At 33.9% G+C, this 26965-nt stretch carries 25 protein-coding genes and 1 tRNA gene; 4 read left to right on the top strand and 22 right to left on the bottom strand.

The window, feature by feature from the left end; all coding sequences use genetic code 11:
* Window positions 1-122: 122 nt before the first annotated feature.
* Genes X928_RS03235 through ffh form a run of 6 tightly spaced genes read right to left on the bottom strand, consistent with a single transcriptional unit; the run spans window position 123 to window position 3934 of the window.
* Window positions 123-689 (bottom strand): RNA methyltransferase, encoded by a 567-nt coding sequence (locus X928_RS03235; protein WP_103078468.1) that lies wholly within the window; start codon window positions 687-689, stop codon window positions 123-125.
* Window positions 682-1473 carry a tRNA (guanosine(37)-N1)-methyltransferase TrmD gene (gene trmD / locus X928_RS03230; RefSeq protein ID WP_103078467.1) on the bottom strand — a complete coding sequence of 264 codons (792 nt, stop codon included), beginning with the start codon at window positions 1471-1473 and terminating at the stop codon, window positions 682-684. Before trmD ends, X928_RS03235 begins: the two co-directional genes overlap by 8 nt.
* The gene (gene rimM, locus X928_RS03225) at window positions 1451-2008 is read right to left on the bottom strand and encodes a ribosome maturation factor RimM (RefSeq protein WP_158245387.1); all 558 of its coding nucleotides are present in this window, start codon (window positions 2006-2008) and stop codon (window positions 1451-1453) included. Before rimM ends, trmD begins: the two co-directional genes overlap by 23 nt.
* 5 nt (window positions 2009-2013) lie before the next feature.
* Window positions 2014-2244 carry a KH domain-containing protein gene (locus X928_RS03220; protein ID WP_012208170.1) on the bottom strand — a complete coding sequence of 77 codons (231 nt, stop codon included), beginning with the start codon at window positions 2242-2244 and terminating at the stop codon, window positions 2014-2016.
* Window positions 2241-2576 (bottom strand): 30S ribosomal protein S16, encoded by a 336-nt coding sequence (gene rpsP / locus X928_RS03215; RefSeq protein WP_012208169.1) that lies wholly within the window; start codon window positions 2574-2576, stop codon window positions 2241-2243. The genes X928_RS03220 and rpsP overlap by 4 nt, the downstream gene beginning before the upstream one ends.
* Window positions 2577-2614: 38 nt before the next feature.
* Entirely contained in the window at window positions 2615-3934 is a 1320-nt protein-coding gene (gene ffh / locus X928_RS03210) for a signal recognition particle protein (protein WP_103078465.1), read from the bottom strand.
* Window positions 3935-4216: 282 nt separating this feature from the next.
* Here ffh and X928_RS03205 point away from each other — a divergent pair.
* Window positions 4217-4292 (top strand) — tRNA-Trp (locus X928_RS03205).
* A gap of 36 nt (window positions 4293-4328) precedes the next feature.
* On the opposite strand, the gene X928_RS03200 is transcribed toward X928_RS03205, so the two are convergent.
* The 3 genes from X928_RS03200 to X928_RS03190 all read right to left on the bottom strand — a co-directional run bounded on the left by X928_RS03200 (window position 4329) and on the right by X928_RS03190 (window position 9433).
* Complete coding sequence (locus X928_RS03200; RefSeq protein ID WP_103065968.1) at window positions 4329-5276, bottom strand: methylenetetrahydrofolate reductase; 948 nt, start codon at window positions 5274-5276, stop codon at window positions 4329-4331.
* Window positions 5277-5459: 183 nt separating this feature from the next.
* Entirely contained in the window at window positions 5460-8120 is a 2661-nt protein-coding gene (gene ppdK / locus X928_RS03195) for a pyruvate, phosphate dikinase (RefSeq protein ID WP_103078464.1), read from the bottom strand.
* A 143-nt stretch (window positions 8121-8263) separates the two neighbouring features.
* Entirely contained in the window at window positions 8264-9433 is a 1170-nt protein-coding gene (locus X928_RS03190) for a metallophosphoesterase (protein WP_103078463.1), read from the bottom strand.
* Window positions 9434-9619: 186 nt separating this feature from the next.
* Between X928_RS03190 and X928_RS03185 the strand changes: the two genes are divergently transcribed.
* Window positions 9620-10234: a superoxide dismutase gene (locus tag X928_RS03185; protein WP_103078462.1), complete on the top strand. Its 615-nt coding sequence runs from the start codon at window positions 9620-9622 to the stop codon at window positions 10232-10234.
* A gap of 55 nt (window positions 10235-10289) precedes the next feature.
* On the opposite strand, the gene X928_RS03180 is transcribed toward X928_RS03185, so the two are convergent.
* Window positions 10290-11072: an ECF transporter S component gene (locus X928_RS03180; protein ID WP_211286434.1), complete on the bottom strand. Its 783-nt coding sequence runs from the start codon at window positions 11070-11072 to the stop codon at window positions 10290-10292.
* Window positions 11073-11540: 468 nt separating this feature from the next.
* Between X928_RS03180 and X928_RS03175 the strand changes: the two genes are divergently transcribed.
* Complete coding sequence (locus X928_RS03175; protein ID WP_103078461.1) at window positions 11541-12746, top strand: pyridoxal phosphate-dependent aminotransferase; 1206 nt, start codon at window positions 11541-11543, stop codon at window positions 12744-12746.
* 38 nt (window positions 12747-12784) lie between these two features.
* Here X928_RS03175 and X928_RS03170 read toward each other — a convergent pair whose 3' ends face one another.
* The 8 genes from X928_RS03170 to X928_RS03135 all read right to left on the bottom strand — a co-directional run bounded on the left by X928_RS03170 (window position 12785) and on the right by X928_RS03135 (window position 20305).
* Window positions 12785-13222, bottom strand: coding sequence for a hypothetical protein (locus X928_RS03170; RefSeq protein ID WP_103078460.1), 438 nt, complete (start codon window positions 13220-13222; stop codon window positions 12785-12787).
* Window positions 13219-14613: a DUF5693 family protein gene (locus X928_RS03165; RefSeq protein ID WP_103078459.1), complete on the bottom strand. Its 1395-nt coding sequence runs from the start codon at window positions 14611-14613 to the stop codon at window positions 13219-13221. Before X928_RS03165 ends, X928_RS03170 begins: the two co-directional genes overlap by 4 nt.
* An 11-nt stretch (window positions 14614-14624) precedes the next feature.
* A complete protein-coding gene (locus tag X928_RS03160) occupies window positions 14625-15536 on the bottom strand; it encodes an RluA family pseudouridine synthase (protein ID WP_103078458.1) in 912 nt (303 codons plus the stop codon).
* 140 nt (window positions 15537-15676) lie between these two features.
* On the bottom strand, window positions 15677-16501 hold the full coding sequence (locus X928_RS03155) for a carbohydrate ABC transporter permease (RefSeq protein ID WP_211286433.1): 825 nt from the start codon (window positions 16499-16501) through the stop codon (window positions 15677-15679).
* Window positions 16494-17378: a carbohydrate ABC transporter permease gene (locus X928_RS03150; protein WP_103078456.1), complete on the bottom strand. Its 885-nt coding sequence runs from the start codon at window positions 17376-17378 to the stop codon at window positions 16494-16496. The genes X928_RS03155 and X928_RS03150 overlap by 8 nt, the downstream gene beginning before the upstream one ends.
* Before the next feature lie 53 nt (window positions 17379-17431).
* On the bottom strand, window positions 17432-18718 hold the full coding sequence (locus X928_RS03145) for an ABC transporter substrate-binding protein (protein WP_211286432.1): 1287 nt from the start codon (window positions 18716-18718) through the stop codon (window positions 17432-17434).
* Between the two features lie 16 nt (window positions 18719-18734).
* Window positions 18735-19523 (bottom strand): nucleoside phosphorylase, encoded by a 789-nt coding sequence (locus X928_RS03140; RefSeq protein WP_103078455.1) that lies wholly within the window; start codon window positions 19521-19523, stop codon window positions 18735-18737.
* 32 nt (window positions 19524-19555) lie between these two features.
* Window positions 19556-20305, bottom strand: coding sequence for a GntR family transcriptional regulator (locus tag X928_RS03135; RefSeq protein WP_103078454.1), 750 nt, complete (start codon window positions 20303-20305; stop codon window positions 19556-19558).
* A gap of 250 nt (window positions 20306-20555) precedes the next feature.
* Here X928_RS03135 and X928_RS03130 point away from each other — a divergent pair, with 250 nt between their 5' ends.
* Window positions 20556-21149, top strand: coding sequence for a GNAT family N-acetyltransferase (locus X928_RS03130; protein WP_103078453.1), 594 nt, complete (start codon window positions 20556-20558; stop codon window positions 21147-21149).
* A gap of 54 nt (window positions 21150-21203) precedes the next feature.
* Here the strand turns inward: X928_RS03130 and X928_RS03125 are convergent, their stop codons facing one another.
* The 4 genes from X928_RS03125 to arfA form a co-directional block, all read right to left on the bottom strand.
* On the bottom strand, window positions 21204-22373 hold the full coding sequence (locus X928_RS03125) for a sn-glycerol-1-phosphate dehydrogenase (RefSeq protein ID WP_103078452.1): 1170 nt from the start codon (window positions 22371-22373) through the stop codon (window positions 21204-21206).
* Window positions 22374-22382: 9 nt separating this feature from the next.
* Window positions 22383-23444 carry a GntR family transcriptional regulator gene (locus tag X928_RS03120; RefSeq protein ID WP_146026625.1) on the bottom strand — a complete coding sequence of 354 codons (1062 nt, stop codon included), beginning with the start codon at window positions 23442-23444 and terminating at the stop codon, window positions 22383-22385.
* 80 nt (window positions 23445-23524) lie between these two features.
* A complete protein-coding gene (locus X928_RS03115; protein WP_103078450.1) occupies window positions 23525-25399 on the bottom strand; it encodes a glycoside hydrolase family 127 protein in 1875 nt (624 codons plus the stop codon).
* Window positions 25400-25444: 45 nt separating this feature from the next.
* Entirely contained in the window at window positions 25445-26944 is a 1500-nt protein-coding gene (arfA, locus tag X928_RS03110; protein ID WP_103078449.1) for an arabinosylfuranosidase ArfA, read from the bottom strand.
* Window positions 26945-26965 lie beyond the last annotated feature (21 nt).

The following is a 26965-nucleotide window of genomic DNA, read 5'->3' as shown; positions in this document are numbered from 1 at the left end:
TTGCCCCGCTCCCCACCCTTCTAAGGAAGAGACCTTCGGTCCTTTAAACCAGCAGCCCCTATAAGGATAAAGGAGTTTTTACCCCTTTGTTCCCCAATCTCTCCAACAGAAGAGTCTAGAAATCAAACAATTTCACCTATTAATCTATCCAGTGTTATTGCAACCGCCGCCCTTACAGAGAGATGGTTGAACTTTCCTTTAGCTCCAATAGGTTCTAAATCGTAATCAGAAATTTCCCTAATTTCTTCTGGCATTCCCCAACCGGTTCCAAAAAGAATTAAAAATGGATGATCGGAATCTTTTATCTGGTTCTTTAGTTCCTCGAAAGAAACTACATTATTTCTTGCTTTAGCAGAAGTGAAAACTATCTTTGGTCGTTCTCCTTCATTTTTTTCTATTTCTTCGATAACGTCCTCCAGGTAATTTTTTATTTTAAATATTTCAAGCGCTTCTTTTCTGTTGGGATTAAATTCTCCTCCATATCCGTTGAGCCAGTAATCTAAAACTTTTTCTACAATCTTTCGTTGAGCAGGCAAGTTAGTAACTAAGAAATAGTTTTTAACATTATAAGTTTTACAGGTTCTTGAAATATCGTGAACATCAAAATTTGTAACGGCTGTTGAAACAATGCTTCCGTCTTTTTTTAGAATAGGATAGTGAATTAAGGCCACATATAGTTTATCAAACATCTTTGGACTCCTTAAAATTATCAGGGTTTTTGTTAAACATTTCTTGAATAATCTCTACTAAAATCTTTTTTTCTTCTTCATCTAATTCTTTCTTTATAAATAGATCTGGCCTCTTCAATATCGTTTTTAACAAACTGTCTTTTTTTCTAAAGATTCTAATACGTTCATGATCCCCGCTTAACAGAATTTCCGGCACTTGCATCCCTCTAAAATTCTGAGGTTTGGTGTAGTGTGAATAATCTAAAAGCCCATTGTAAAAGGAATCGTTTTCCACGCTTGTTTTTGAACCTATTACTCCGGGCAAAAATCTTAAAAGAGTTTCAATAATAACCATGGTAGGGATTTCACCGCCGGTTAAAACATAATCTCCTATTGAAACTTCTTTGTCAACGATCTTTCTAACCCTTTCATCTATTCCTTCGTATCTTCCACAGAAAAAAACTAATTCCTCTTTTTTTGCTAACTCAAAAGCTAAATCGTTATTAAATACTTCGCCTTGGGGAGAAGGTAAAACTACATAAGGTTTGTGGTTCTTAGATAGTATGTATTCATCGTAAAAACGATAAAAAGGTTCTGCCAGCATAACCATTCCATTTTCTCCACCGTAACTAGGTTTATCAGTTACTTTGTGTTTATCGGTTGTGTAATCTCTTAAATTGAGTATATCTATTTCAACTAATTTTTTTTCTATAGCTTTTTTGATTACTCCATAGTTTCTGATTATATCAAACATACCGGGGAAAATAGTCAAAACACTAATTTTAATCCGCTTGATTTGTTCCATTTTCGTACCACTCTATCTTTTTTACTATAATACTTTTATCCTCTTTTTTTAACTCAACAATGTAATGATCTGTCATTGGTATGAGAACTTCTTTATCATCTTCAAGGTTTTTTATAGAAATAACGTCGTTTGCACCTGTTTGAATTATTTCTTCTACTTTTCCAACGTATTCCCCATCTTCATAGTACACCTCAGAATCTAAAATCTCATACCAGTAATATTCCTCACTATTAAGAGAAGGAAGATCTTTCTTATCGATAAAAACTTCATACCCTATCATTTTTTTAGCTTCGTCCATGTCCTTTATTCCACGTAAGTTCAATACAAAAAATTTATTTAATGGTTTAACTTGTAGTACCTTACTAAAGAAGAAATTTCTGGTTGAGGTGTTGTATAAAAGAACTTCTTCTAAGTTCGTTATCACATCTTTTACGTTGGTAAAAGGTACTATTTTTACTTCTCCGTGCACTCCATGGCTATTAACAATTTTTGCCACAGAGATTTTGTTGTCCAAAAGATTGGATAAACTGTTCAATTCACTCACCTAATTACTTTTAAGATAAATTTCTTATCAGGATCTTTTTTTGCTGCGTTTAAAAGAATGTTTATGGATTTAATAGTTCTACCGTCTTTTCCAATTATTTGTCCAACATCTTCAGAATTTGCATATATTTCAAATATTACGTTTTGTTCCTCGTTGGACTCTACTATCTTTATTTCATCTGGATGTTTAACGATGTTATTCAAAATGTCTAAAAGCAGATTTTTCATTCTTTAACTTCTTCTCCTTCTGGTTCAACAATTTCATTAGATTCTTTGACACCCTTTTCTTTTCTAGCTTGAAATTTTATTTCATCATATCTTTTCATAACACCCATTTTTCTAAGAATTCTTCTTGCTGTGTCTGTGGGTTGAGCACCTTTTAAAAGCCAATCTAAAGCCTTGTCTTCATCGACTTTGTACTGGTTTGAGTTATTTAGAGGATCATAGTATCCTATTGATTCTATATATTTTCCGCTCCTTTTGTTTCTTGAGTCTACGATAACTATTCTGTAAAACGGTTGATGTCTCCTTCCCATCCTGTTCAATCTGATTTTTACCATTAATACACCTCCATATATTTTTAATTATTATTGGTATTTCAAAACGGTAGATTGTTCATTAGTTTTCTGCCCTTTAGTTTCTTCATTTGCTTCATAGTTTTTTTCAGTTGATCGTATGATTTCAATAGTCTGTTAATATCTTGCAGAGTTGTCCCACTTCCCTTGGCTATCCGCTGTTTTCTTGAATAAGTAAGTATTCCTGGGTTTTTACGTTCCTTAGGGGTCATTGAATTTATTATTGCCTCGAATTTTTTTAATTCTTGCTCACCTTTTGTTACATCTACTTGCTCCTTTGGGACACCGGGAACCATTTCTAAAAGACTACTTAGAGGCCCTAATTTTCTTATTTGTCGAATTTGCTCGAGAAAGTCTTTTAAATCAAACTTTCCATCCATAAACCTTTCGGCATCTTCTTCTGCTTTCTTTTTATCTATATCTTGTTCTACTTTTTCTATGAAAGAAAGTACGTCTCCCATTCCCAAAATTCTTCCAACATATCTATCTGGGTAAAACTCTTCCAAATCATCTATCTTCTCACCAACACCAACTAATTTGACGGGTTTTCCAGTTATGTACCTAATAGAGATGATGACCCCGCCTCGAGAATCACCGTCGAGTTTTGAAACAACAAAACCAGAAAGATCCAATTTATCGTTAAATTCTTTTGCTGAATTAACTGCATCTTGACCAACCATTGAATCGACAACCATCAAAATTTCATCAGGATTGATTAATTTTTTTATATTTTCTAGCTCTTCCATCATCTTTTCATCGATGTGTAAACGCCCTGCGGTATCTACAATAACAATATCATGCAAAAGCTTTTCTGCATATTTTTTACTTTCTTCTATAATTTTCAAAGCGTTTACTCTGTCACCAGTAAAAACGGGAATGCCAATATCCTCACCCAACTGTACAAGTTGATCGATAGCCGCTGGTCTGTAAGTATCGGCAGCAACTAACAAAGGGTTTTTTCCTTTTTTCTTATAAAAATTTGCTAACTTAGCGGCGGTTGTTGTTTTACCGCTTCCTTGCAAACCCGTAAGCATTATAAAACCTGGATTACGAGAAATGGTAATTTTATTGTTTTCTTTACCACCCATCAATTCTATTAAATCGTCTCTAACTATTCTGATGAATTCTTGATCAGGGGTTAAACTTTCGAGAACCTTAGATCCAATTGCTTCTTCTTTGACTCTGTCAATCAGTTCTTTTACCACTTTATAGTGAACGTCTGCTTCCAAGAGAGAAAGTTTCACTTCTCTAACAGCATCTTTTATATTTTTTTCGGATAATTTTCCTTTACCCGATAGGTTCTTGAAGACTCCTGTCAGCTTTTTTTGTAAGTTTTCAAACATTATTTGCTCACCCCATGACTTAAAATAATCCTTCCTTAGTATACTATAAAAAGAAAGAAATTTGGTAAAAAGTATGAAAAAAGTAGAAGACGAGGTATAATTTAAAGTTACTATTACATTAAATTTTTTATAATATAAATAGAAGAACACTTATTTTAAAATACGCGTTGTATTTCTCTATTCATAAGCTTATCACATTATTGTTAACAAATCAATTCACTCTAATTTAAAGAAAAAAATGCTTGATAGATCTCTGCTTTTATGTTATAATATTGTAGCAATACGCCTGTAGCTCAACTGGCAGAGCGGCGGTCTCCAAAACCGCAGGTTGGGGGTTCGATTCCCTCCGGGCGTGCCATTTTTATTTCTCCTTTGCTCCCCACCCATCGAAATTCTAAAAAATTCCCTTAAATGCACTTAAAACGTCTTTTACTATCTTTCCTTTCCCCATCGTAAAAAGATGTACTCCTGGAACTCCCAGTTCTAAAAGTTGCTCAATTAGTTTTATTGCGTGCCTTACTCCTATAATATATTCATCTTGAGATGATTTTGCGTCTTCAAACTCTTCCACAATGGATTTAGGTATATTAACATGAAAAGTTTTAGGGATGTTGTATAGTGTTTTTTTGCTTCCCAACGGTTTGATGCCTGCAATTATTGGCACTTCTATGCCGAGATCTCGAACTTTATTAACGAAGTTTTTGTAATACTCAATGTCAAAAAACATCTGAGTTATTATGAATGTTGCCCCCATATCGACCTTTAATTTCAAATAGTCCAAATCTTTTTCAAAGTTTGGGGATTCAAAATGTTTTTCTGGGTATCCTGCAACGCCCACGCAGAAATTTGTAGAATTATGTTCTTTTGTTGGGAACGTGTATATTCCTCTGTTCATATTTGCTATTTGCTCAACTAATTGACTTGCATGTTCGTATTCATCGGTTTCTTTCCATGTATACCTTTTCTTATCTCCTCTTACGACGAATATGTTTTCTATCCTTAGATAGTTTAGGTCTATTAGAATGTCTTCTAGTTGATATTTGTTAAAGCCTGTACATATTAAGTGAGGAACAACTTCGATATTATATCTATGTTTTATTGAAGCACTTACCCCGACGGTCCCAGGCCTCTTCTTTTGGATGATTTTCATGATCTTCCCATTTTCTTCAACATATTCTATTTCGTTGGCATGCTTAGTGACATTGATAAATTTAGGATAAAATTCGATTAAATTATCCACAACATTAAATATTGAATCAATACTTTCTCCAACATTAGGTGGGATAATTTCAAAGGAAAGAACAGGTTTGTTTGATTGTTTAATCAAATCTACTATCTTCATTATGGATCACCCCGGAAAAGATATAATAAAACATTTTTTCAATTTTAACATACTAGCAAAAAATAGTCAACAGTTAATGGGCTAAATAACAAAAAGGGTGGAGAGGTCTCCACCCTGTAACTATAATAAGATCAATATCTTATTTTTAAAACTCTGATTGTTTCTGAATTTCTTACCTGTTGATTAATAATTAACTGTTTTGCCTCTTTTATAATTTACCGCTGCTTGTGCAGCTGCTAATCTAGCGACTGGTACTCTGTATGGAGAACAGCTTACATAATCCAACCCTACCAAGTGTGCAAACTCAATAGAATCAGGGTCTCCACCGTGTTCACCACAAATTCCTACCTTCAATTTTGGGTTTGTGGATCTTCCACCGTCCAAAGCAAGTTTTATTAATCTTCCAACGCCTTCTCTATCGATTTGTTGGAATGGGTCTTTTTCGTAGATACCTTTTTCAATGTAATCTCCAATGAATTTTCCATAATCATCTCTTGAAAAACCTAAGCCAAGTTGTGTAAGATCGTTGGTTCCAAAGCTGAAGAAATCAGCCTCAGCACCAATTTGATCAGCAACAACACAGGCCCTGGGGACTTCGATCATTGTTCCGATTTTGTATTCTAAGTCTACGTTGTTTTCTTTTATTAATTCGTCAGCTATCCTTTTAACAGATTCTTTAAGGATGGTGAGCTCTTTTACGTTTCCAACTAATGGGATCATTATTTCTGGTTGTACCTTTTTACCTTCTTTTATCATATCTATAGCGGCTAAAATTATTGCTTTTGTTTGCATTTCTGCTATTTCTGGGTAAGTGATAGCTAATCTCACACCTCTGTGACCCATCATTGGGTTAAATTCTTCTAGATCTTTAACTGTACTTCTTAATTCTTCTTCACTGATTCCAATCATTTTTGCTACTTCTTTTATTTGTTCATCGCTCTCTGGAACAAATTCATGAAGAGGTGGATCCAAAAGCCTTATTGTAACAGAAAATCCTTCCATCTCTTCAAATAATCCTTTGAAGTCTGATCTTTGAAATGGTAACAGTTGTTCTAAAGCTGCTTTTCTTTGTTCTTCTGTTTTTGAGACGATCATAGTTCTCATCTTGTTTATTCTTTCTGGTCCAAAGAACATGTGTTCTGTCCTACAAAGTCCAATTCCTTGAGCTCCGAACTCCCTTGCAACTTTTGCATCTCTTGGGATATCTGCGTTTGCTCTGACCCCTAAAACTGAAACCTCATCTGCGTACTCAAGCAATACTGAAATATCCCCTGCTAATCCTTCGGGTCTAACTGTTTTGATTTTTCCAGCGTAAACTTTTCCTTCGTTTCCATCGATGGAAATCCAATCGCCTTCCTTTAATTCAACTCCATTAGATTTTATAACTTTATTTTTTAAATCGATGACTATATCTTCTGCTCCAACAACAGCTGTCTTACCCATTCCTCTGGCAACTACGGCAGCATGAGAAGTCATGCCTCCACGTGATGTTAATATTCCTTCTGCAACGTTCATACCGCCAACATCTTCGGGGGATGTTTCGGGTCTAGCGAGGATTACTTTTTCACCATCTTTTGCCAGCTTTTCGGCATCGTCTGCGCTAAAAACAATCTTTCCAGTTGCAGCACCAGGAGATGCGGGTAATCCTTTCCCAATGTATTGGGCATTTTTTAATTCTTCAGAATCGAAAATAGGATGTAGTAATTTTTCTATATCTGCGGGCTTAACTCTCATCACTGCTTCTTGTTTGCTTATGAGACCTTCTTTTACCATATCTACCGCAATTTTAACAGCCGCAGCAGCAGTTCTTTTTCCGCTTCTTGTTTGAAGCATATATAATTGTCCTTTTTCAACTGTAAATTCTATGTCTTGCATATCTCTAAAATGTTTCTCCAATTTATCCATAACCTCAAGTAACTGGTTATATGTTTTAGGATTGATACTCTTTAACTCATCCAAACTTTTTGGAGTTCTTATACCAGCAACGACATCTTCCCCTTGTGCATTGGTTAGAAATTCACCGTAATATTTCTTTTCACCAGTATTTGGATCTCTTGTGAAAGCCACACCTGTACCGCTGTCTTCTCCCATGTTACCAAAAACCATAGCAACTACATTCACAGCAGTTCCTAAAAGCCCTTGTTTATCCATTTCATTAATTTGTCTATACTTTATAGCCCTTGGATTGTTCCAACTTCCAAAAACTGCTTCAATAGCAATCCAAAGTTGTTTCATAGGATCTTGTGGGAACTCTTTTCCCTCTTCTTTGTACAATTTCTTGTATAATTCAACAACTTTTTTGAGATCGTTCGCATCTAATTCTAAATCTTGTTTTACGCCTTTTTCTCTTTTAACTTCATTAAGGGCTTCTTCGAATTTTTCATGGGCGATACCTAAAGCAACATCACCAAACATTTGGATAAATCTTCTATAAGAATCCCAAGCAAATCTTTCGTTGTTAGTTAGCTTGGCTAATCCCTCGACTGATTCATCGTTAAGACCTAAATTCAATATAGTATCCATCATTCCAGGCATAGAAACAGCGGCACCTGACCTGACTGAAACCAAAAGAGGATTTTTGTTGTCACCGAATTTTTTGCCAGTAACATTTTCAAGCTCTGTCATGGCTTCTTCAACAACAGATTTAAGATCTTCTGGGAATTTTCTGCCATTATCCCAATAATATTTACATACTTCCGTTGAAATAGTGAAACCTGGAGGTACTGGCAAACCTAAAGATGCCATCTCTGCTAAGTTAGCACCTTTTCCACCAAGAATGTCTTTCATTTTCGAGTTGCCTTCTACTCGGTTTTTATTCCACACGTATACGTACTTTTTTCCCATCTGTTTCCCTCCTAGCTATTTTTATGAAAAAATTATAATTACAAAAAAACTAGTGTTTAAATCATCACACTTTGTTTAATTATATTCTAATTACTTTTTTTCTATTTCTCATTTGGGTAAAATTTAACATACAATTTTAAGAATTAAAACGCCTCTTCTCTCACTAATTTAAAATTCATGGACTTATTTGAGTCGTCTATCAACAGATAGGAAATTAACTTTTTTTTGATGAACTCATTTCTATTTATTCCAAAATTTCTATTTACCATGAATTTCCATGTTCCAGTATTAATATAAACTTCTTTTGAGCCTCCGTTTTTTATGATATTAAAGGACGCTCTATGGTTATGACCCATAACTATTCCCTTTATTTCTCCCTTAGCAAAAGAAATATCTTGATCATAAAACCCAATAAGATATTCTTTCGGTATATAGAATTTATCGTTTAAAAGTTCTTCTGCCTTCATTAAAAGAGAATTCGAATTTCTCATACTTCTGAAGAACATTCCTACTCTAACTATAGCTTCACCTAACTTCATGCCCCCCAAGTTATTCACAAATATATTGGATAGAATATTTACACCAGGAAAGTTTATTTTCATCCACTTTTTTACCTGAGGGGTTTTAATCAGTTGTGTGAAGGTTTCAATCCATTTGTTTTTTAAATTGTAATTAAGATCATATTTTTCTTTTATAATATCCAACCACTTGAAAACATCCAACTGAGGATAAATATTTTGATAATCTGAATAAAGCTCAGCAGGTAGAATTTTCCCGGCGACTTTTCCAAAATTATAATTCATGTATTTGTTCATGTACTCTGCAAATGGGGGAATAAGGTTTCCATCTTTATCTTTGCTCAATCTGTTGACTATATCGAACTGATTACCGTGTATTACAAATAATCTTAAGTTTGGATCATAATAATAGGGTAAAATTTCACAATTTTCAAATGTTTCTTTGATCTTTTCATTTATTTTTTGATTTAAAAGAACATAGTAATCGTGGTTACCTGCGATATAATAAATTCGATGTTTTTTTGAAAATTTTCGGAACTCTTCGATCATCTTTTCGTGGCTAGCAAATATTGCATCTATTAAAGACGGATCAAATTTTTCTGCATATTCAGAAGCCGTATCCACCATGAGACCATCATTGATTAAGTTAGATAACTCAAAAAAATCTCCAACGATAAATAACTCATTGTTTTCATCATCAAGATCACGTAGTAACTTGATTAGTCTGTCATCGTATATAAAGTCATCGGATTCGTTACCTAAACCGATGTGCAAATCACTTAGAAAAACCTTCATTTGGTTTCCTCCGGCAGATTTTTTCAAAATTCCGAAGGTAATTATAACACATACATTTTCCTCTTTTTATAAGATTTATTAAGAATATATGAATATCAAGTTGGACTTGCATAATGATAAAATGTGTGGTATAATTTAAATACGACAAAAATTATCGGAAATTAATCGAATTATGGAGGTGTAATTATGGCTTTTGAATTACCAAAATTGAGTTATCCTTACGATGCGCTAGAACCTTACATAGATGCAACAACAATGGAGATTCACCATACTAAGCATCATGGAGGTTACGTTAAAAATTTAAATGCGGCTTTAGAAAAGTATCCTGAATGGACAAGTAAAAGTATAGAAGATATCCTCAAGGATTTAGACAATATACCCGCTGATATTAGAACAACAGTAAGGAACAACGGAGGTGGACATTACAATCATTCTTTATTTTGGACAATAATGGGACCCAACGGTGGTGGTAAACCTTCTGGAAAGTTAGCTGAAAGTATTGATAAAACATTCGGAAGCTTCGACAAATTTAAAGAAGAATTTTCAAATGCAGCAGCAACAAGATTTGGAAGTGGATGGGCTTGGATGGTTTTAGATAACTACGGGCATCTTTCAATTCTATCCACCCCAAATCAAGATAACCCGATTATGTACAGTTTGAAACCTGTGTTGGGCTTGGATGTTTGGGAACACGCTTATTATTTGAAATATCAAAACAGGAGACCAGAATACATACAAGCTTGGTGGAACATAGTTAATTGGGAAGAAGTAAATAAAAGATATGAATTGTTGATCAAATAAATAATAATAGTAAAATAAAAAGATCTCGGTTGCACAGGCAACCGAGATTGCCTTTTTACTTTTGGGAATTTTCAAAAAGTTTTGTCTTTTGTAGACCGAATAACACTATATATGCAACGAGAATTCCTACGGTGAATTGTAAAACATTCCAAGGTACTTCAAAAATAGGCATCACCCAATTACCAACTATAATTCTACCTGCAAAAAAATATCCTATAACCATCCATAGACCGGCTATCATACTTCCCATCAAATTACCTAGTCTGAAAAGTGTTGAACTCTTTCCTCTAAGGAACAACGAAATTAGTATTAGGGCTATAGGTATTGCTAAAAGAATAATGTTGATTAACCCTCTAGCGTTTAATAAAAAATTTTCTAACTCTTCTATACTTTCATATCCCAATTCATTCATTAGATTGTTAGTCAAAGGAGATGTCGTTAAATTCGTTATCAAGTTGTTTAAGAATAAGGAAAGAGTTAAGGAAAAAGCCAACCATATACCTATACTTGAGAGAAAGATAGTAAGTTCTTTTTTGCCCGAATATTTGTTTCTATAACTATCAGAAACCCAACCGATTAAAGCCCCCATAACGGACTTTATAATTAAAGTGGGTATAGCCCAATAAGCATAACCTCCAACCAAATCTGCCAAAGCGGAACCCAATCCCCCAGCTAAGGCTCCAACCCTCCTACCAAACAAAATTGCTGAAATGAATATTATGCTATCTCCCAAATGTACGTAACCCCTTGTGAACGGTACAGGAACTTTTATAGCAAAGGTTAAAACAAAAACTAAGGCAATCATTATACCAGAAATTGCAAGATCTTTCGTCTTCAATATGAGTCCCTCCTCTGAGTAGAGATCCAATAATAAACTAAAGGCCGTATTTTTCAATTAATTATATAACAGTCAACTAACAAAAAGCAAATCAATTTCAAAGACATGAATACTATCTAACCATTACTCTATTCTGATGACAATTAATTATGATTTAACATCCCGCTCAAATATTTCCTTCATTAATTAGAAAATATTTTCTATGAAATTTTTTTCATTTCTTGAATAATTGCCTGCAAAAAGCTGTAATCACTTATAATCAGCTCTGGTGACCTTTGACTTTTTAGTTTAATTAAATTATAATAGGTACTGTCAGAAAGTAAATTGATACTTTATCCTTAAGAATGGGGAACGAAGCGAATGGGCAAAGATTCCTTCTCCTTGTGGGTGGGCTGCGGGGCGAAGGGGCGCTAAAACAGGCTTTAGAACTTCTTGAGTCAGTAAAAATGAGAATGAGGAGGGAAAAATATGAAAATATCTCAAAGAGTTTTAAATACACAATTTTCTCCTATTAGAAAGTTAGTTCCTTACGCAGAAAGGGCAAAGGAACAAGGTAAAAAAGTTTACCTTTTAAACATAGGACAGCCTGATATTGAAACACCTAAGGCATTCTTCGAAGGAATAAAAAAATATTCATCCAAAGTAATTTATTACAGTCATTCTGCTGGCCTATTAGAGTTACGTGAGGCTTTTTCCGATTATTATAAGTTGTGGGATATAGACTTTGATCCCCAAGAGTTGATCGTTACTACAGGTGGAAGTGAGGCAGCAATTTTCGCCTTGGCATCTGTTGCTGATCCAGGGGATGAAGTAATGGTTATAGAGCCTTTTTATGCTAATTATAAAGGTTTTGCAGAGATGTTAAATATAAAACTTTGCCCAGTAAAATCGGATCCCGAAACCGGTTATGCCGTTCCAAGTAAACAAGAATTCGAAAAAGCTTACAACGAAAAGGTAAGAGCAATAATCTTTTCAAATCCTTCAAATCCCACAGGGGCTGTGTACAGTTATGATGAAGTAAAAAGAATCGTTGACTTTGCAAAAGAAAAAGACATATTTGTAATATCAGATGAGGTATATAAAGAATTCACTTTTGACGGGACTAAGCATGTATCCGTCATGAATTTTGAAGACAGAGACAGATTCATTTTAATCGACAGCGTATCGAAAAGGTACAGCGCTTGTGGAGCAAGAATTGGAGTTTTTGCTACTAAAAACAAGAAACTTTTAGAGCAAGTTATGAAATTTGCTCAATCTCGATTATCTCCACCTTTGTTGGCTCAATTTGGTGTTTTAGGGTTACTCAAGGATTTGGGGAAAGATTATTATCAAGGTGTTGCTTTAGAGTACCAAAAAAGAAGGGATGCTGCATACGAAGAGATAAAAAAGATCGAAGGAGCCGTTTGTAAGAAACCCCATGGTTCATTTTATCTCTCCGTTAAACTACCGATCGATGATTCTGAGGAGTTCATCAAGTGGATGCTTACCGACTTCGATGTGAATGGAGAAACTGTTATGGTTTCACCGTTGTCAGGTTTTTATGCTACACCAGGTGCTGGCAAGCAAGAAATAAGAATCGCTTATGTATTAAACAGTGAAGAGTTAAGAAAGGCTTGTAATATCCTAAAAGAAGCTGAGAACGTTTACAATGAGAGAAAAATAAAAGTTAAATGATATCAATAGGCGCCGTGTCAATTCACGGCGCCTTCGAATTAATTTTCTGAATTTTTGTCAGTTCGTTCTTTGTCAGTTTTGAGTGATGAAGGTTTAACGTATTTTTTGTTTTCTGGCTTTTGCCTTGTGAAATATATTACCAAAGATAATCCAATTAGGTTGGCAATAAAAATAACGCTTAAAATCATCGAAGAGTATACAACAATAGACAAAGCAGAAAGCACACTAAGTAATATGATCGAAAATGTCATACCGTACTTTTTGTTAAATAGAAACAGAAAATAAAAAAATATTAAGCCTCCTATCAGTCCGATAAATAGGCCTATAAAGAGAAAGTTTAAAAAATCCGAAAAATTAAAATACTCGAAAAGTCTTTGATTGACACTTTCAAGGTAAAACAAATAGACAGAAAGTCCTGCTACCACGATACTTCCAATAATTGCTGCGCTTCTTAAAAAAACTTTCAAGTTATTCATTCTATCCCCTCCTCGGCGGTTGAATTTTCTTCTCTAATATTTTCTTCTTGTTTATATGGTTCTTGGCCTGAATGTATAAACTTTCTATACATGTTTTCTATCAATATTATAACTAACAAAAGTAAAAGAGAAACTAAAAAGCCGTTGATCGTTCGTAGAACACTTAAATTCAACGGTGTGTGAATATGTAAAAAAGTGTCAAGTATCGATACTGGTAGCAGCGCCTTAAAAAAGTCCCATATAAATCTCCTCCCTGAAAGAGGAGTAGTGTAATAAAACAAATATGAAATAAGTTCTTTTGTTCTTGGCCTTGCTATAAGCGCCCTCTCTAACGCATCCCTAGCTCTTCTTTCAAAATTTGTAACGAAAGCCCAGTTTGAGCTTCTTACTACGTATATAATTCCAGCGAATGCGACAAAAATTAGTAATAAAACATCTGACTTGTTAAATTTAAACTCTTTAACCTTCTTAAAGGATTCTGAGATATTAAATTTGCTAAATTTAAAACCGGTAAAATCCATAAACGCTTTTAACAGTACTAACAAAGGCAAAACTAAAAGTAGGATTTTGACCCCTCTAACGTTATTAAGCTTGAAGATAAATAAAGAGTTGTAAGCGCTCATATACACTAAAACTCCAAACAATAAAGCGTAGCCAATTATTTTTAGAAGGTTATTTTTAGAAATTCTAAAAAAGATGATGATTGAAAACAAAGTTGCCGCCAAAGTGAAAGACCAATTGTATAAAAAGAAAAAAGCTAAAATATATAAGATAGAAAAAAGGGGTATATATACAAATAAATTCATTGTGATGAGCCCAAAACCTACCCATAGAAAGATAACTGTAGGAGAATAGTACTTAATTGAATCGATTGTAACGGGGGTTCCTAAATCTTTTTGAACTAATCTCATTAGCTCTGGGGTCCTTGGATGATCAGGAAACAAAAAGTATCTTATCTTTCTTTCTTTCAAGGCCCTATGAAATCTTTGAACTATCATTTGATCGTCAAATTTATCTATCTCTCCAGATTTGATGTAATGTACATATCTCATATTATTTAGAATATCTTTATCTAACTTATCTTTTATTTCCGTAAAATACTTATCAAAATCAGAAAATTCGACAACTAGTACGTAATCGTATTGGTTTGATAATTCTCTTAAAAAAGATTGATCTTCTTTGAAGCCCTGAGATTCAAAATCTTTTAATATGGCATATTGGTTATAAGCCATGAAATTATAGCCACTTTTCTGTACAGAATTCAGTTGATCTTCTGTAGGCAATATAGAATAGTTTTTAGAATTTTGATAATCAATATAAAATGCGTAAAAGAAGAAAATCAAAGAGCTGAATAAGGTAATAAAAATTATCGGCTTTCTTATTTTGTTCATTTTCGATCCCCTCAATTCCTCTTTGTGCTCTTCTCCAATTTGTCCAATACAATTTGAAGATCTTCGCTCAGTGGTGCGGAAAAATCATAATGCTGATTATTATAATCAAAAGAAATCTTACTAGCATGAAGAAAAATTCTTTTTAAACCATAATTCTTTCTTAAGAGCTTGTTTCTCTTTTTATCTCCGTGATTATCATCCCCAGCAATGGGAAAACCTAAATCAGCGAATTGAACTCTTATTTGATGTTTTCTGCCTGTGTATAATTCAATCTCTACCAAAGAATATATATCCCCAAATAAATCGAATTTTTTCTTAAGCTGATATTTTAACTGGGCTGTTTTGCCATAAACTGTAGAAACTAATTCGCCACTTTTTTTATTTAAATTTCCTACTAATAAGGTTAAGTAATATTTTTTTGTTTCCCTACTTTTGATTAACTGTGTTAACTCACGAGCTGTTTGTTTATTTTTCGCCACAACCATTACCCCAGACGTTAATTTGTCTAAACGATGTACCAAGTGAGGCTCAAATTCACCTCGTGAGTAGTGCATCACTCCCTCGATTATCGTTGCCATTTCTTCTTTAGAACCAGGGTGTACAGATACTTTGGCGGGTTTGTTTATCACTAGAAGGTTTTTATCTTCATAGATAATATCAAAAGAGACTGGTCTTGCTTTTAAAGAAGGTTGAGCAGGTCTGGATATTTCTTCTAATTTATTTTCAGCCAGAATAATTTTAACGTTGTCTCCTATTTCTAAAATATAATTGTTCTTTTTGACCCTCTTTTCGTTGACTTTAACAAAACCTTTTCTTATCAAACTGTAAATAGCTCCCAACTTTATTTCGGGATAATTTTTTCTTATAAACGTGTCCAACCTAGAATAATAATTTTTTTCGTTGACTGTTGTTTCTTTTTCCAACCTTAAACGAGCCTCCCATAAATTAACCTTCTTGCCGAAAAAAAGAGAAAATTTTTAAGCAAAATCATATGCTTATTTATTATATCATCTTTTTGTTTTTTCTTGTGAAAAAAACAAGCTAGAAGTTCCAAAAATCAAAGTTATTTTCCACTTCCTGCAGTTAACCCTCTAACCAAATTGTTTTGAACAAGTAGTCCGAAGATTATCATGGGTATAACAGTGATTAACGCAGCAGCGCTCATTACCCCCCAATCAACATTCTTTTCACTTACAAACATATTCACAAGTACAGGCAGTGTTCTAGTTTCTTGGCCAGTTAAAATTAAGGCGAATAAAAATTCATTCCATGATACGAGTGCACATAATATTGAAGTTGCCGAAATTCCTGGCAATACTAAGGGAAGAACTATTTTTCTCAACGATTCAAATCTCGTACAACCATCTATCATAGCAGCTTCCTCTAGTGATTCAGGAATTTCAGAAAAAAATCCTTGCATCATCCACACCGCAAAAGGTACGCTGAAAAAAGAACTAGCCATGATAATAGGTATGTATGTTCCTGATAGATTTAGAATGCGAGAAATTAAGAAAAAAGGTAACACCATAACAATCGGAGGAGTCATACGTGCTAACAATATAATAAATGACAATAGACTTGCATGTTTCCATTTAAAACGAGCCAAACCATAAGCCGCTGGTATACCAAGGATTAGTGCTAAAATAGTGGAGGAGGCGGTGACTATAATACTATTTAAGAAGGCTCTTACGAATTCGGTGTTACTAAAAAAAATCTTATAATTCCTCAAAGTAAAATTTTCTGGGATCCACTTTGGTGGAATAGTGAACTGATCAATAGGTGTTTTAAAGGATGAAAAAAGAATCCACATAAGTGGATAAAGCGTCCAAATTAACGCTATAACTACTATTGTCATTGACAATACTTTTATAATTTTACTTTTACTCATTATTATCCCACCCTAGTATTTTCATATAGATTAAAGTAAAAACAATCGCTAAGAAAAATGAGATCAGATTAATCGCTGACGAATATCCCATTTGGTATGATTGAAATGCAGTCCTATAGCCATAAAAAGATAGAGTTTCTGTAGCAGAACCTGGTCCACCACCCGTCATGATGAAAATTGTGTCAAATACCCTTAAAGACGTTAATGTCCTGATTACAATAGCAACCATGATTGAGGGTCGTAGTAAAGGTAAAGTTATGTAAAAAAATCTTTGAATAGCCGAAGCTCCGTCTACATATGCAGCTTCGTACGGTTCTTGTGGCAAAGCTTTTAAACCAGCTAATAAAACTAAAGTAACAAAAGGGGTATATTCCCAAACATCCGCTAATATTACCATGAACATAGCAGAGTTTGGATTTGCTAACAATGGATTTTCTGCTATAGAACTAAATCCTATGTTCATTAAAAGTTGTGGTAAAGGACCATAATCATTATTTAAAACAAATTTCCATGCGAATCCAACTACCACGGGAGCAATCATGAAAGGAATCAAAATTATCGATTGAACAACTTTCCAACCTTTAAATTCTGTATTTAGCGAAAGGGCTATTATAAAACCAAATATTAGTTCCAATAGAACTGAAACTATAACAAAGTAGAAAGTTCTTCCCATTGTTTCCCAGGTAAAAGAATCACTAAAAGCTCTTATATAATTTTGTAAACCTACAAATCTTATTCCTAAATCAGGTCTTAAAAGATTCCAATTAAAGAAAGAAATGACTACAGTATATACAATAGGAATTAAAAAAATCGATATTATGAAAATAAGCGTAGGCAAAACATATCCAACATCATTTAATTTGTTCTTCGGTTGCAATCAACAAAACCTCCTTTAGAGCAAAGCCCCGTTAAAACGGGGCTTTCTTGGATTTAATAATAACCATGGTCTTTCATTAGTCGAAAAACACCGTCGGCAGCATCATTCAAAGCTTCTTCGGCTGTTTTTGAACCGCTTAGATATTCAGATACCGCTGGGGCTATATAATCATTTACTATGGAATTTCCTTCTGGAATCAATGGAACTATAGGTGTTGGGATAGAATTTTCCATTGCTTTTGAAAAACCCTCCAACCATGGAAATTTTTCTCTCAACGTTTGATCATTTATAGACGAAAAACGCGCTGGAATGTTACCGTAAGGAGCAGCTTTTACTTCGTTTTGGGTTTCGGTTACAAACTTTATCCATTCTAAGGCTTCTTCTTTATTCTTACTTGCAGAGCTGATAGTAAAACCCCATGAAATATACAGCATTGGCAATTTTTCATCTTTCAATTCTTCCGGTCTTGGGAATCCAACATAGGATGATTTGCCAACAACTTTTGAAGTTTCTGGATCTTCTGTGTAAAGCATAGCTGTTGTCCATAGTTCAGCCATAGCACTTCTTCCTTGTGTAAATTCTGTCAAAGCATCCTGAAATACATAGGTTTTTGCAGCAGGGTTTGCGTATTCAAACACTTCCCCAAGTTCTTCCAAAGCTTCAATACCTTCTTTGGAATTAAATACAGGTTTCATTTCATCATTTAAAAGGCTTCCACCTCTTGCCCATAATCTTTGCATGAAATGAGTGGCAAGAAATATACTTCTTTGGCCCATGAGAGTTACACCGTATAATTCTGGGGGTCTATAGAAAAATTCGGCTATATCTTTATATTCTTCCAACGTCTGGGGTGGAGCTAGTTCATACCCGTACTTTTCTTTAAAAGCCTTTTTCTCCTTAGGATCGTTGAACAAATCAGTCCTGTAAACTACACCTCCCAACTCATTCATATACGGTATGAAATACAAATTTCCATTTTGCCAGGCGTTTTCGATACCAGAAATATCTTCTAAATTTAACTCTTCGTATCCTTCGATTTTGTTTATGGGGTATATATATCCAGCAGTAGCTAAAGCGGGATACCAAAGCATTGAAACATAAGGTACATCAAAATCGACTCTTCCAGAGGTAAAGGTTAACATCAGTTGATCGAAATAATTTGCATAAGGGAATTGCTGGATATTTGCCTTTATCCCTGTCTCTTTTTGAAAATCATCCATAACCGTTTTCCACGCCTCAGTGTGTATACCTACTTCACTCACCAAATTTACTTCTGAAAACATATTTGCAAAAACTAATAAAGAAACAAAAAGAATGACTAATACTCTACCTTTCCGCACTTTCAACACCTCCTAATTAAAGTCCATTTTGGTACAAATCTTTAATTCCCCTTAAAGTAATATCAATAGCCTTGCTTGTTGAAGACTTTATTATGCTTCTATTCGTATCTGGGACGCTCAGATCTACTTTGTCTCTGTTGGATTGTTTGAACCTATTAGCATAACATATGCCAATAAATCCTGCTTTTACACCTCTTAACGATGAAACAACGAAAAGAGAAGAAGCTTCCATATCCATAGAAACAACTCTGTATCTACTCCATCTTTGAAAATATTCAGGATCCCGATTGTAAAAACAAGAATGACTCCAATTTATTCCTGTTTTGAAATCAAAATTTAGACTCTTTGCAGCAGAAATAAGTCGTAAATATACTTCTGGTGAAGCTACCGCAGGGAAATTCTGTGGTACGTAATATTGACTGGCACCATCATCTCTCACACAAGCATGAGGAATTATGATATCTCCTTCTTCAATTTCTTCTTGTAATCCTGCAACACTTCCAATCCTAATCAGTATCTTTGCCCCAATATTTATAAGTTCTTCGTAGACAATGCTTGCAGAAGGCCCACCCATTCCTGTTGAAGTGACTGATACAGGGTAACCTTCATAATAACCGGTGTAGGTAATAAGTCCTCTGTTTTCTGAAACTTTTTTGGGATCGTGTAGTTTACTGATAATACTTTCTACTCTACCTTGGTCGCCAGGAACAATGACTACAGGAGCAACGTCCCCGGGCCCACATTGAATATGGTATTGAATTTGATTTTCTAATCCTGTTGGAATCCTAAAATCTTGTTTAAACACAGAATCTCCTCCTTTGGGTAGTTTTAAATATGTTATATTTTTCTTCTAAACACGCTTAATTTGAAAATCGAGGTATTTATGTAATCCAATGAGTGAAGTAAGGGAATATTATTTTCATCGTAATGAACTTCTAGTAAAAGAGTGATGGCTTTTTTCTCGGGAATTTTCAATAAGTTGGCAAGTTTCTTATCGGCATCAATAGCTTCTATTTCTGAGATAGCATGTTTGATGGGTCTCATAAAATATTTATCTAAATAGGTGAAAATCTCTTCATTTTTACTATTTTCATCTTTTAAAACGGAAATTATTGCGTCTTTCCCGCCGGGAATCCTGTTGATAACCATATATGTTTCTGCGTATATAACTGGGAAACCGTCAGCCGTATAAACTCTTTTAATTTTGATTAATGGATCTTTAGGAACGATTTCCAATTTTTTTGAGAGTGAAGAAGACGCGGCTACTTCCTCAAACTCGTTTAAAATAAGGTCAGGGACTTTTCCTGAGGTAGAAATTATAGTTGAAACTCCCCTTAAATAATCTAAACCCGTTTGTACAATACCTTCTTTTTTCACTACAAATGTACCCAACCCTTGCTTTCTTATGATCAAACCTTCTCGCTCAAGGCTTACTAATACTTCTCTAATTAAAGTTCTGCTAACCCCTAAATTTTCACATAGTTCCTGTTGAGAAGGTAATTTATACCCTTCAGGGAGTTGAGTTATTTTTGTTCTCAATTCATTCAATATTTCTTTATATAAGGATCTACCAGCTTTTGAAATCATTTAGCACCTCCTCAGCTTAAAACATGAAAATAAAATAACTTTTAGATTAAAATTAAATAACATATCATACTTCATATCTTTATTCTAATTATAACTTTTATTTTTATATTTTGCAAACTTAATTATTCGTGATTTGAGATGATTAAGAGTAATTAAGAACTTTTATAGGCGATTACGTTGAAAATTCTTAAAAATACTCTTTCTAAACACCATACTATGATCTGGTAAAATATATTAAAGGGGGCATAAAATGATCAGCATAGAAAAAGCAACTACGAAGGAAAGCGAAGATTTTGTGGAACTTTTTTTGATTTCTGCTCCTTTCTTTTACTTGCTTTTTGGTCAAAAAACAAAACCAATGTTGAATAATTTGTTCAAAACAAGGGAAAACCTATTTTCCTTTGAACATGTTTTCTTTTCTAAAATTGAGGAGAATATTTCAGGAATGATAATAAGTTACGACTGGAAAAGTAAAAATAAAGAGAATCTAAGAACTGGATATTTAATGCTGAAAAATCTTGGAATCACCTTTGTAAAAGTCCTCCCAATTTTATTGAAACTCAACCAAACCGTAGGAAAAGTTATAAAAGGAGAATTCTACATAAGTAATATTGCCGTATATGCACCTTATAGAAGCTTGGGAATAGGAAAGCAGTTGATATTTAAAGCCGAAGAAGAAGCCAGAAAGTTAAAAAGCCTCAAAATTGTATTGGATGTAGAAAAAGAAAATACTATAGCTATCAAATTTTACAAAAAAATAGGATATGAAAAAACAAGTGAATCAACATTAGAATTAAGTCGGCAACATAAATTGAGCTTTTTTCGTATGGAAAAAGTATTATGATTGAAAACAAAAACTCGGCTAAATATTTTTTAGCCGAGCAGTGAAAGATAAAAATTAACCATAAAATTTTTCTGTAAGAATCGTTGATATCTTTTCTAAAAGGTTCAACTCATGAGCTAATTGAAGAATAGTGTATCTATTTCTGATTTCTCTGGCATGTATAATACTATCTTGAAAAACATCTTTTGGAATACCTAATTCTTTTGGGCTGTATATCGAGCCTGCCTTTTTGTGAATTGAAATTAAGTACTCAGGATCTGGTGGAGTTAACCCTTTTGGAAGTTTATCTTTCATTAATTGATAGATCATCGAAACAACAACCGTGCCTACTCCAACAGAATTTCCATGTAAAGGATGGGATATATTTTTTGATATAGCATCCATTTCCCAATAATGAGCTAGGTGATGCTCCGCTCCCGATGCAGGCCTAGAGTAACCTACAAATCCAATGGCTATTCCAGAGATAATTAACGCTTCCATTATTTGTTTATTAACTTCTTCGCTTCTTTGACTTATTTTCTCTGCATTTTTTACGCAAAGATCCCTTGCTTTTTCTACAAATTCAACAGTTTTTTCACAATAATATTCATGGTTGGTTAATTTAGAAAGTTTCCAATCCGTCAAAGAAGTAAACTTTCCAAGAATGTCTCCGAATCCTGCATGAATCATTTCTAAAGGTGCATTTCTTAGAACTTGTGTATCCGCTACAATTGCTTTTGCGTAAGTTGCTTCATACGTTCTTTTAAAACCTTCTACAATTAAAGGAGAGACCATTGAAGCATATCCGTCCATTGAAGGAGCGGTTGCGAAGATTATATAAGGAATATTGAGTTTGTAACTTAAAAATCTACACAGATCGTTTATAGTCCCAGAACCAACACCAATTATTAACGATACATTCTTAGGAATTTCTATTAATAATCTTCCGACGCTTTTTTCATTTGGAATCAAATGATCTTCGTTTTGAAAAATAAACTCAGTTATTTGGTAATTTTCTCTTTTTAAGAGTGTAATTAGTTCTTTTCCAAAACTCTTATATGTATTTTTATCAGCAACAACAAATAAATTTTCAGAGTTAATAATATCCATAAAACTATTTTTAGCATTCAAAATATTATTTCCTACAATTATTTTTTCAATATCTACTTTATGAGTTCGTCCACATTCACATTTGAAATTCAAACCAGCCATTTGTTCTATTTTAAGATTTAAAAGATCGACCATATTTTTTCCTCACTTTTTTTGAATAAGGCTCTTTCTTTCTATGAACTCAGCTTTCTCGACAATTTTTTCAGGTTTTCCATTGTTATTTTCCTCGATCATTTTAAGCAGCATTTGAGCAGCTTTTTCACCGAATTGCTGTTTTGGATGCCTAAAAGTAGAAATTTCAAGCGCTTGTGCAAAATCCGCATCATCAAAACCTATTAACGAAATATCGTCTGGTATATCAAGATTCAATTTTTTTGAGGCCATTATCACTTGCATAGCTACCAAATCGTTTGAACAAAAAATTGCAGTTGGTATATTGTTTTTTGGTAGGCTCAAAAGGGACATGATTAAATTGAAAACTTCATCGGATGTTTCTTGACCGTGAAAAGGCAATTCGTACAGCAATATTTGCTTATGTTCTTTTATTGTGTCTATAAATCCATTAGCTCTTTCATTTGCAGCTTTATGAACGGCTTTGTATATCACAGCAACCCTTTTGTGCCCTAACTCGATAAATTTCTTAGCAGCAAAAGATCCACAGTCGTAGTCATTCAGAACCAACGTCCCAGCATGTTGAATATTTAAATTACTATTTATAATCACGGTTGGGATCTGTTCACTTATTTCTTTTAAAAGAGTTACATTGGCTTGTTTAGTGGCACTTACTACCGGATCCACTATAATCCCTTTTAATCCAAGATCCATCCACCTTTCTAAGGTCTCCCTTTCAAAAACAGGATCGTTTTTTGCGTTACCTATGAAAGATTTACATTTAGTATTTTTTAATACCTCTTCTGCTCCCATGACTATAAAAGGAAATATATAGTCAGTTAAAGATTGAGTTAAAATGCCTATGTTTTCTTTATCTTTTCTCATGGATTTAACGTAAGTTCCACTGCCTCTTCTAGTAACCAAATATCCTTCTTTTTCCAGATCGTAGATAGCTTTTCTAACTGTCTGTCTGCTGACGGAAAAAAATTCAGCTAATTTATTTTCAGATAGAATTCTATCTCCTTTTTTTAAGTCTCCACTCTTTAATTGATCAAGGATGTAATCTTTTATGATAGATTGCTTGGTCTTTTTCACTGTCAAAACTCCTCCGTAGTGTGTTGTTATAACTAGTATAATACATTTTATTTAAGAAATGCTTTAATTTTGGAAAGTTTTCATTTTCTGATCCAAACTGCCATTGGTCCTTCTTCTCTATTTGCCCAGGCAAAATATGGAGTTAGATTAATATCGCTTTTCTTTTTTTCTCCTTTTACTCTTCCAGATTGTGAGTATAATCTTCCCTCCCAATTTTGTATATCCTCATGGTATCCTTTTGCTTTTAATTTTATCACTCTTTTTGAATTTATTTGATAATTTTCTGGTTCGATTTTTTCATTTAAATCGATTAGATAATTCCACACATCTCCTTCTTTGTTATCTGCTTTTTCAATACAATAAACCATAGGTCCTCTTTTCAAAGCTACTTTGTCTAAGTTTTCCCTCACAAATGGATGACTTTCTACAAATTTTATATCCATCGGTAAATTTAAAATTATTTCATGGGGACCTTTCCAAGGTTTGAATATTTTCAAAAAGCCTTTCTCTAAATTCTTGTTTAATTTTTCTCCATCCACAGTTATATCAAAAACATTCGCCCAGGAAGGAATTCTTAAAAATAAAGAAAATGGATCAATAACTTCTGTAGAAACAATTATCCTTATTTTTCCATCCCATGGATAATCTGTTTCTTGTGTAATTTTGACTTCTTTTTCTTTGTAAATTATATTTGCTTGACTGTTTTCGTACAAGTTTATGTATACTCCTTCATCAGAAGTTGTATAAATATAACCAGGGAAAGATGTTAACGTTCTTGATATATTTGGAGGACAACATGCACATTCGTACCAAGGTTGTCTTCTCTTTTTTCCTCTGTCTTCTAAAGGATTTACATAGAAATAATGTTTGCCATCTATAGAAATTCCTGAAAGTAAACCATTGTACAAAACCAACTCCATTAGATCTACATATTTGCCTTCACCTGTAACTAAGAACATTCTATAATTCCACATATATGAAGCTATTGCGGCACATGTTTCTGTATATGCTCTTCTATTAGGCAATTCATAATCTTCCCCAAAAGATTCGCCTTCATATCGAGAGCCAGCTCCTCCCGTAATGTACATCTTTTTTGTTACCAAGTTCTCCCAAAGTCTTTCTATGGTAGAGAAAATTTCTTCATCTCCTGTTTCTAAGTAAATGTCCGTTGCACCGGTACAAAGGTACAACATTCTAACAGCATGGCCTGTCATCTCGTCTAATTCTTTAAATGGTTTGTGATCTATATAGTACTCTGGGTTGAAAAAGCGATAAGTACTTGCATACCCATTCCCTCTTTCTTCCAAAAAATATTTAGCAAGGTTTAAATATTTTTGGTTCTTTGTTTCACGATACAACTCAACTAGAGCCATTTCAATTTCTGGATGTCCTGGTGCACCCCGTTTTTTATCTGGGCCGAAGGTGTCTACAATTAAATCTGCAAATTTTATAGCTACATCAAATAATGTATCCTCACCTGTAACCCTTTTATGAGCTATCGCAGCTTGAATTAAATGCCCAGCACAATAAAGTTCATGTTTTGTTGCGAGATCCGTCCATCTCTCTTTTTTTCTTTCAAACATAAAATAAGTATTTAAATAGCCATTATCTTCTTGAGCGTCTTTTACTTCTTTGATTGTGTTATCTATCTTTTCTTTTAAATCATCGTCGTTAGTGAACAGCAAAGCATAAGAAGCAGCTTCGAGCCATTTATAAACATCTGAATCGTTAAAAACTAACCCTTTAAAAGAACCTTCTTTTTTACCCGAGGCTATTCTAAAGTTATCTATTCTGCCGGTACTTTCTAAAAGTTCGTATTGCGAAGGAATGGTAACTTTCAACATTGTTTCTAAATAATCGTTCATGAACCCCTTTATTTTTACTGAACTTATGGAACAAGGCGTTAATTTATTCTTTGATGAGTTTGTAAAATTTATTATCTTTGTTTCATCCATATTTTCACCTCATTAAAATTTAATGTCTATTTATTTCTATTTATTTTACTTCTTTAATCTAATAACGTTCCAAGAAAGTGGTGACAATTCAGCTTTTACTTTTCCTCCTTCATTTCTGGCATTTCCATTGTTGTGAGGTTTGACATTGTCTGGATTATCTTCTGTATTTACAGCTTTAAGTTCATTGTTTTCTAAAATTATGTGTTCTATCACAGAATAATCTTCAAAACCTTTTAATTCACAATCAAACTCCATCTTATCTTGTGCCCTATTTACTGCAAATATCGTTAATTCATTTTTCTCTTCGTTAAAAACGGGAACTGCGTTCACAAATGGAACACTTTTAAAATCTTTAGTGTCATATGTTTCGGCTGAAATGACTGGTTGTAAAACGGTGCCTCTTCCAAAGTTAGAAGCATGCATGAATGGATAGAATATTGTTTGTCTCCATGCACCTCCACCCTTTCTTGTCATAATAGGTGCAATTACATTCACCAACTGGGCTAAACAAGCTATCTTAACTCTATCAGCATGTTTTAGGAGCGTAATTAGCATTAAACCTACTAACAAAGCATCTTCAAATGTGTATACATCTTCTAGTAATGGCGGGGCAATTTGCCAGGGTTCAACTTTCTCATCTTCCTTTCTTGAATGAAACCAGACGTTCCATTCATCAAATGATATATAAATCGTTTTGTTAGTTTTTTTACGACCTTTTACGTAATCACATGCGGCTACAGCTGATTTTATATATGAATCCATATCAATAGACTTTGCTAAGAAGTTTTCTATGTTATTTTCATAATTGTCGTAGTAGGCATGTAAAGAGATAAAATCAACATAATCGTAAGTATGCTCGAGTACAGTTGCCTCCCATTCACCAAAAGTTGGGATGTGCCATCCTGAGCTTCCAGAAGCAACCAAACTTAGATTTGGATCAACCAATTTCATTACTTTAGCGGTTTCTTCAGCCAGTCTGGCGTATTCTAAGGCGGTTTTGTGTCCAATTTGCCATGGGCCATCCATTTCATTTCCTAAGCACCATACTTTTATGTTGTGTGGATCATTGTAACCATGTTGTTTTCTTAAATCACTGAAATAACTTCCTCCAGGGAAGTTGCAATACTCAACAAAATTTCTAGCTTCGTCTATTCCTCTTGTACCTAAATTAATAGACATCATTGGTTCTGTATTAACTAACTTACACCATTCCATAAACTCATTGGTACCAAATTCGTTTGGTTCTAACGAGCGCCAGGCTAATTCAAGCTTTTTAGGTCTTTTTTCTTTTGGACCTACTCCGTCCTCCCAGTTGTACCCTGAAACGAAGTTTCCGCCAGGGTATCTAACAATAGAAACGTTTAGTTCTTTGACCAAATCTATTACATCTTTTCTGAATCCTTTTTCATCTGCTTTAGGATGATCAGGTTCATAGATACCTGTATAAACAGCCCTGCCAAGATGTTCTATAAAAGAGCCAAAAAGTCTGTTATCTACCTTATCAATCACAAAGTTTTTGTCTACATACATTTTTGCTTTTTTCATTTTGAATACCTCCCGTTTTTG

The sequence above is a fragment of the Petrotoga miotherma DSM 10691 genome, assembly GCF_002895605.1.
GTDB lineage: Bacteria > Thermotogota > Thermotogae > Petrotogales > Petrotogaceae > Petrotoga > Petrotoga miotherma.
Note: the sequence above shows the minus strand (reverse complement) of the source record. Positions and strands in the feature narration are given on the sequence as shown.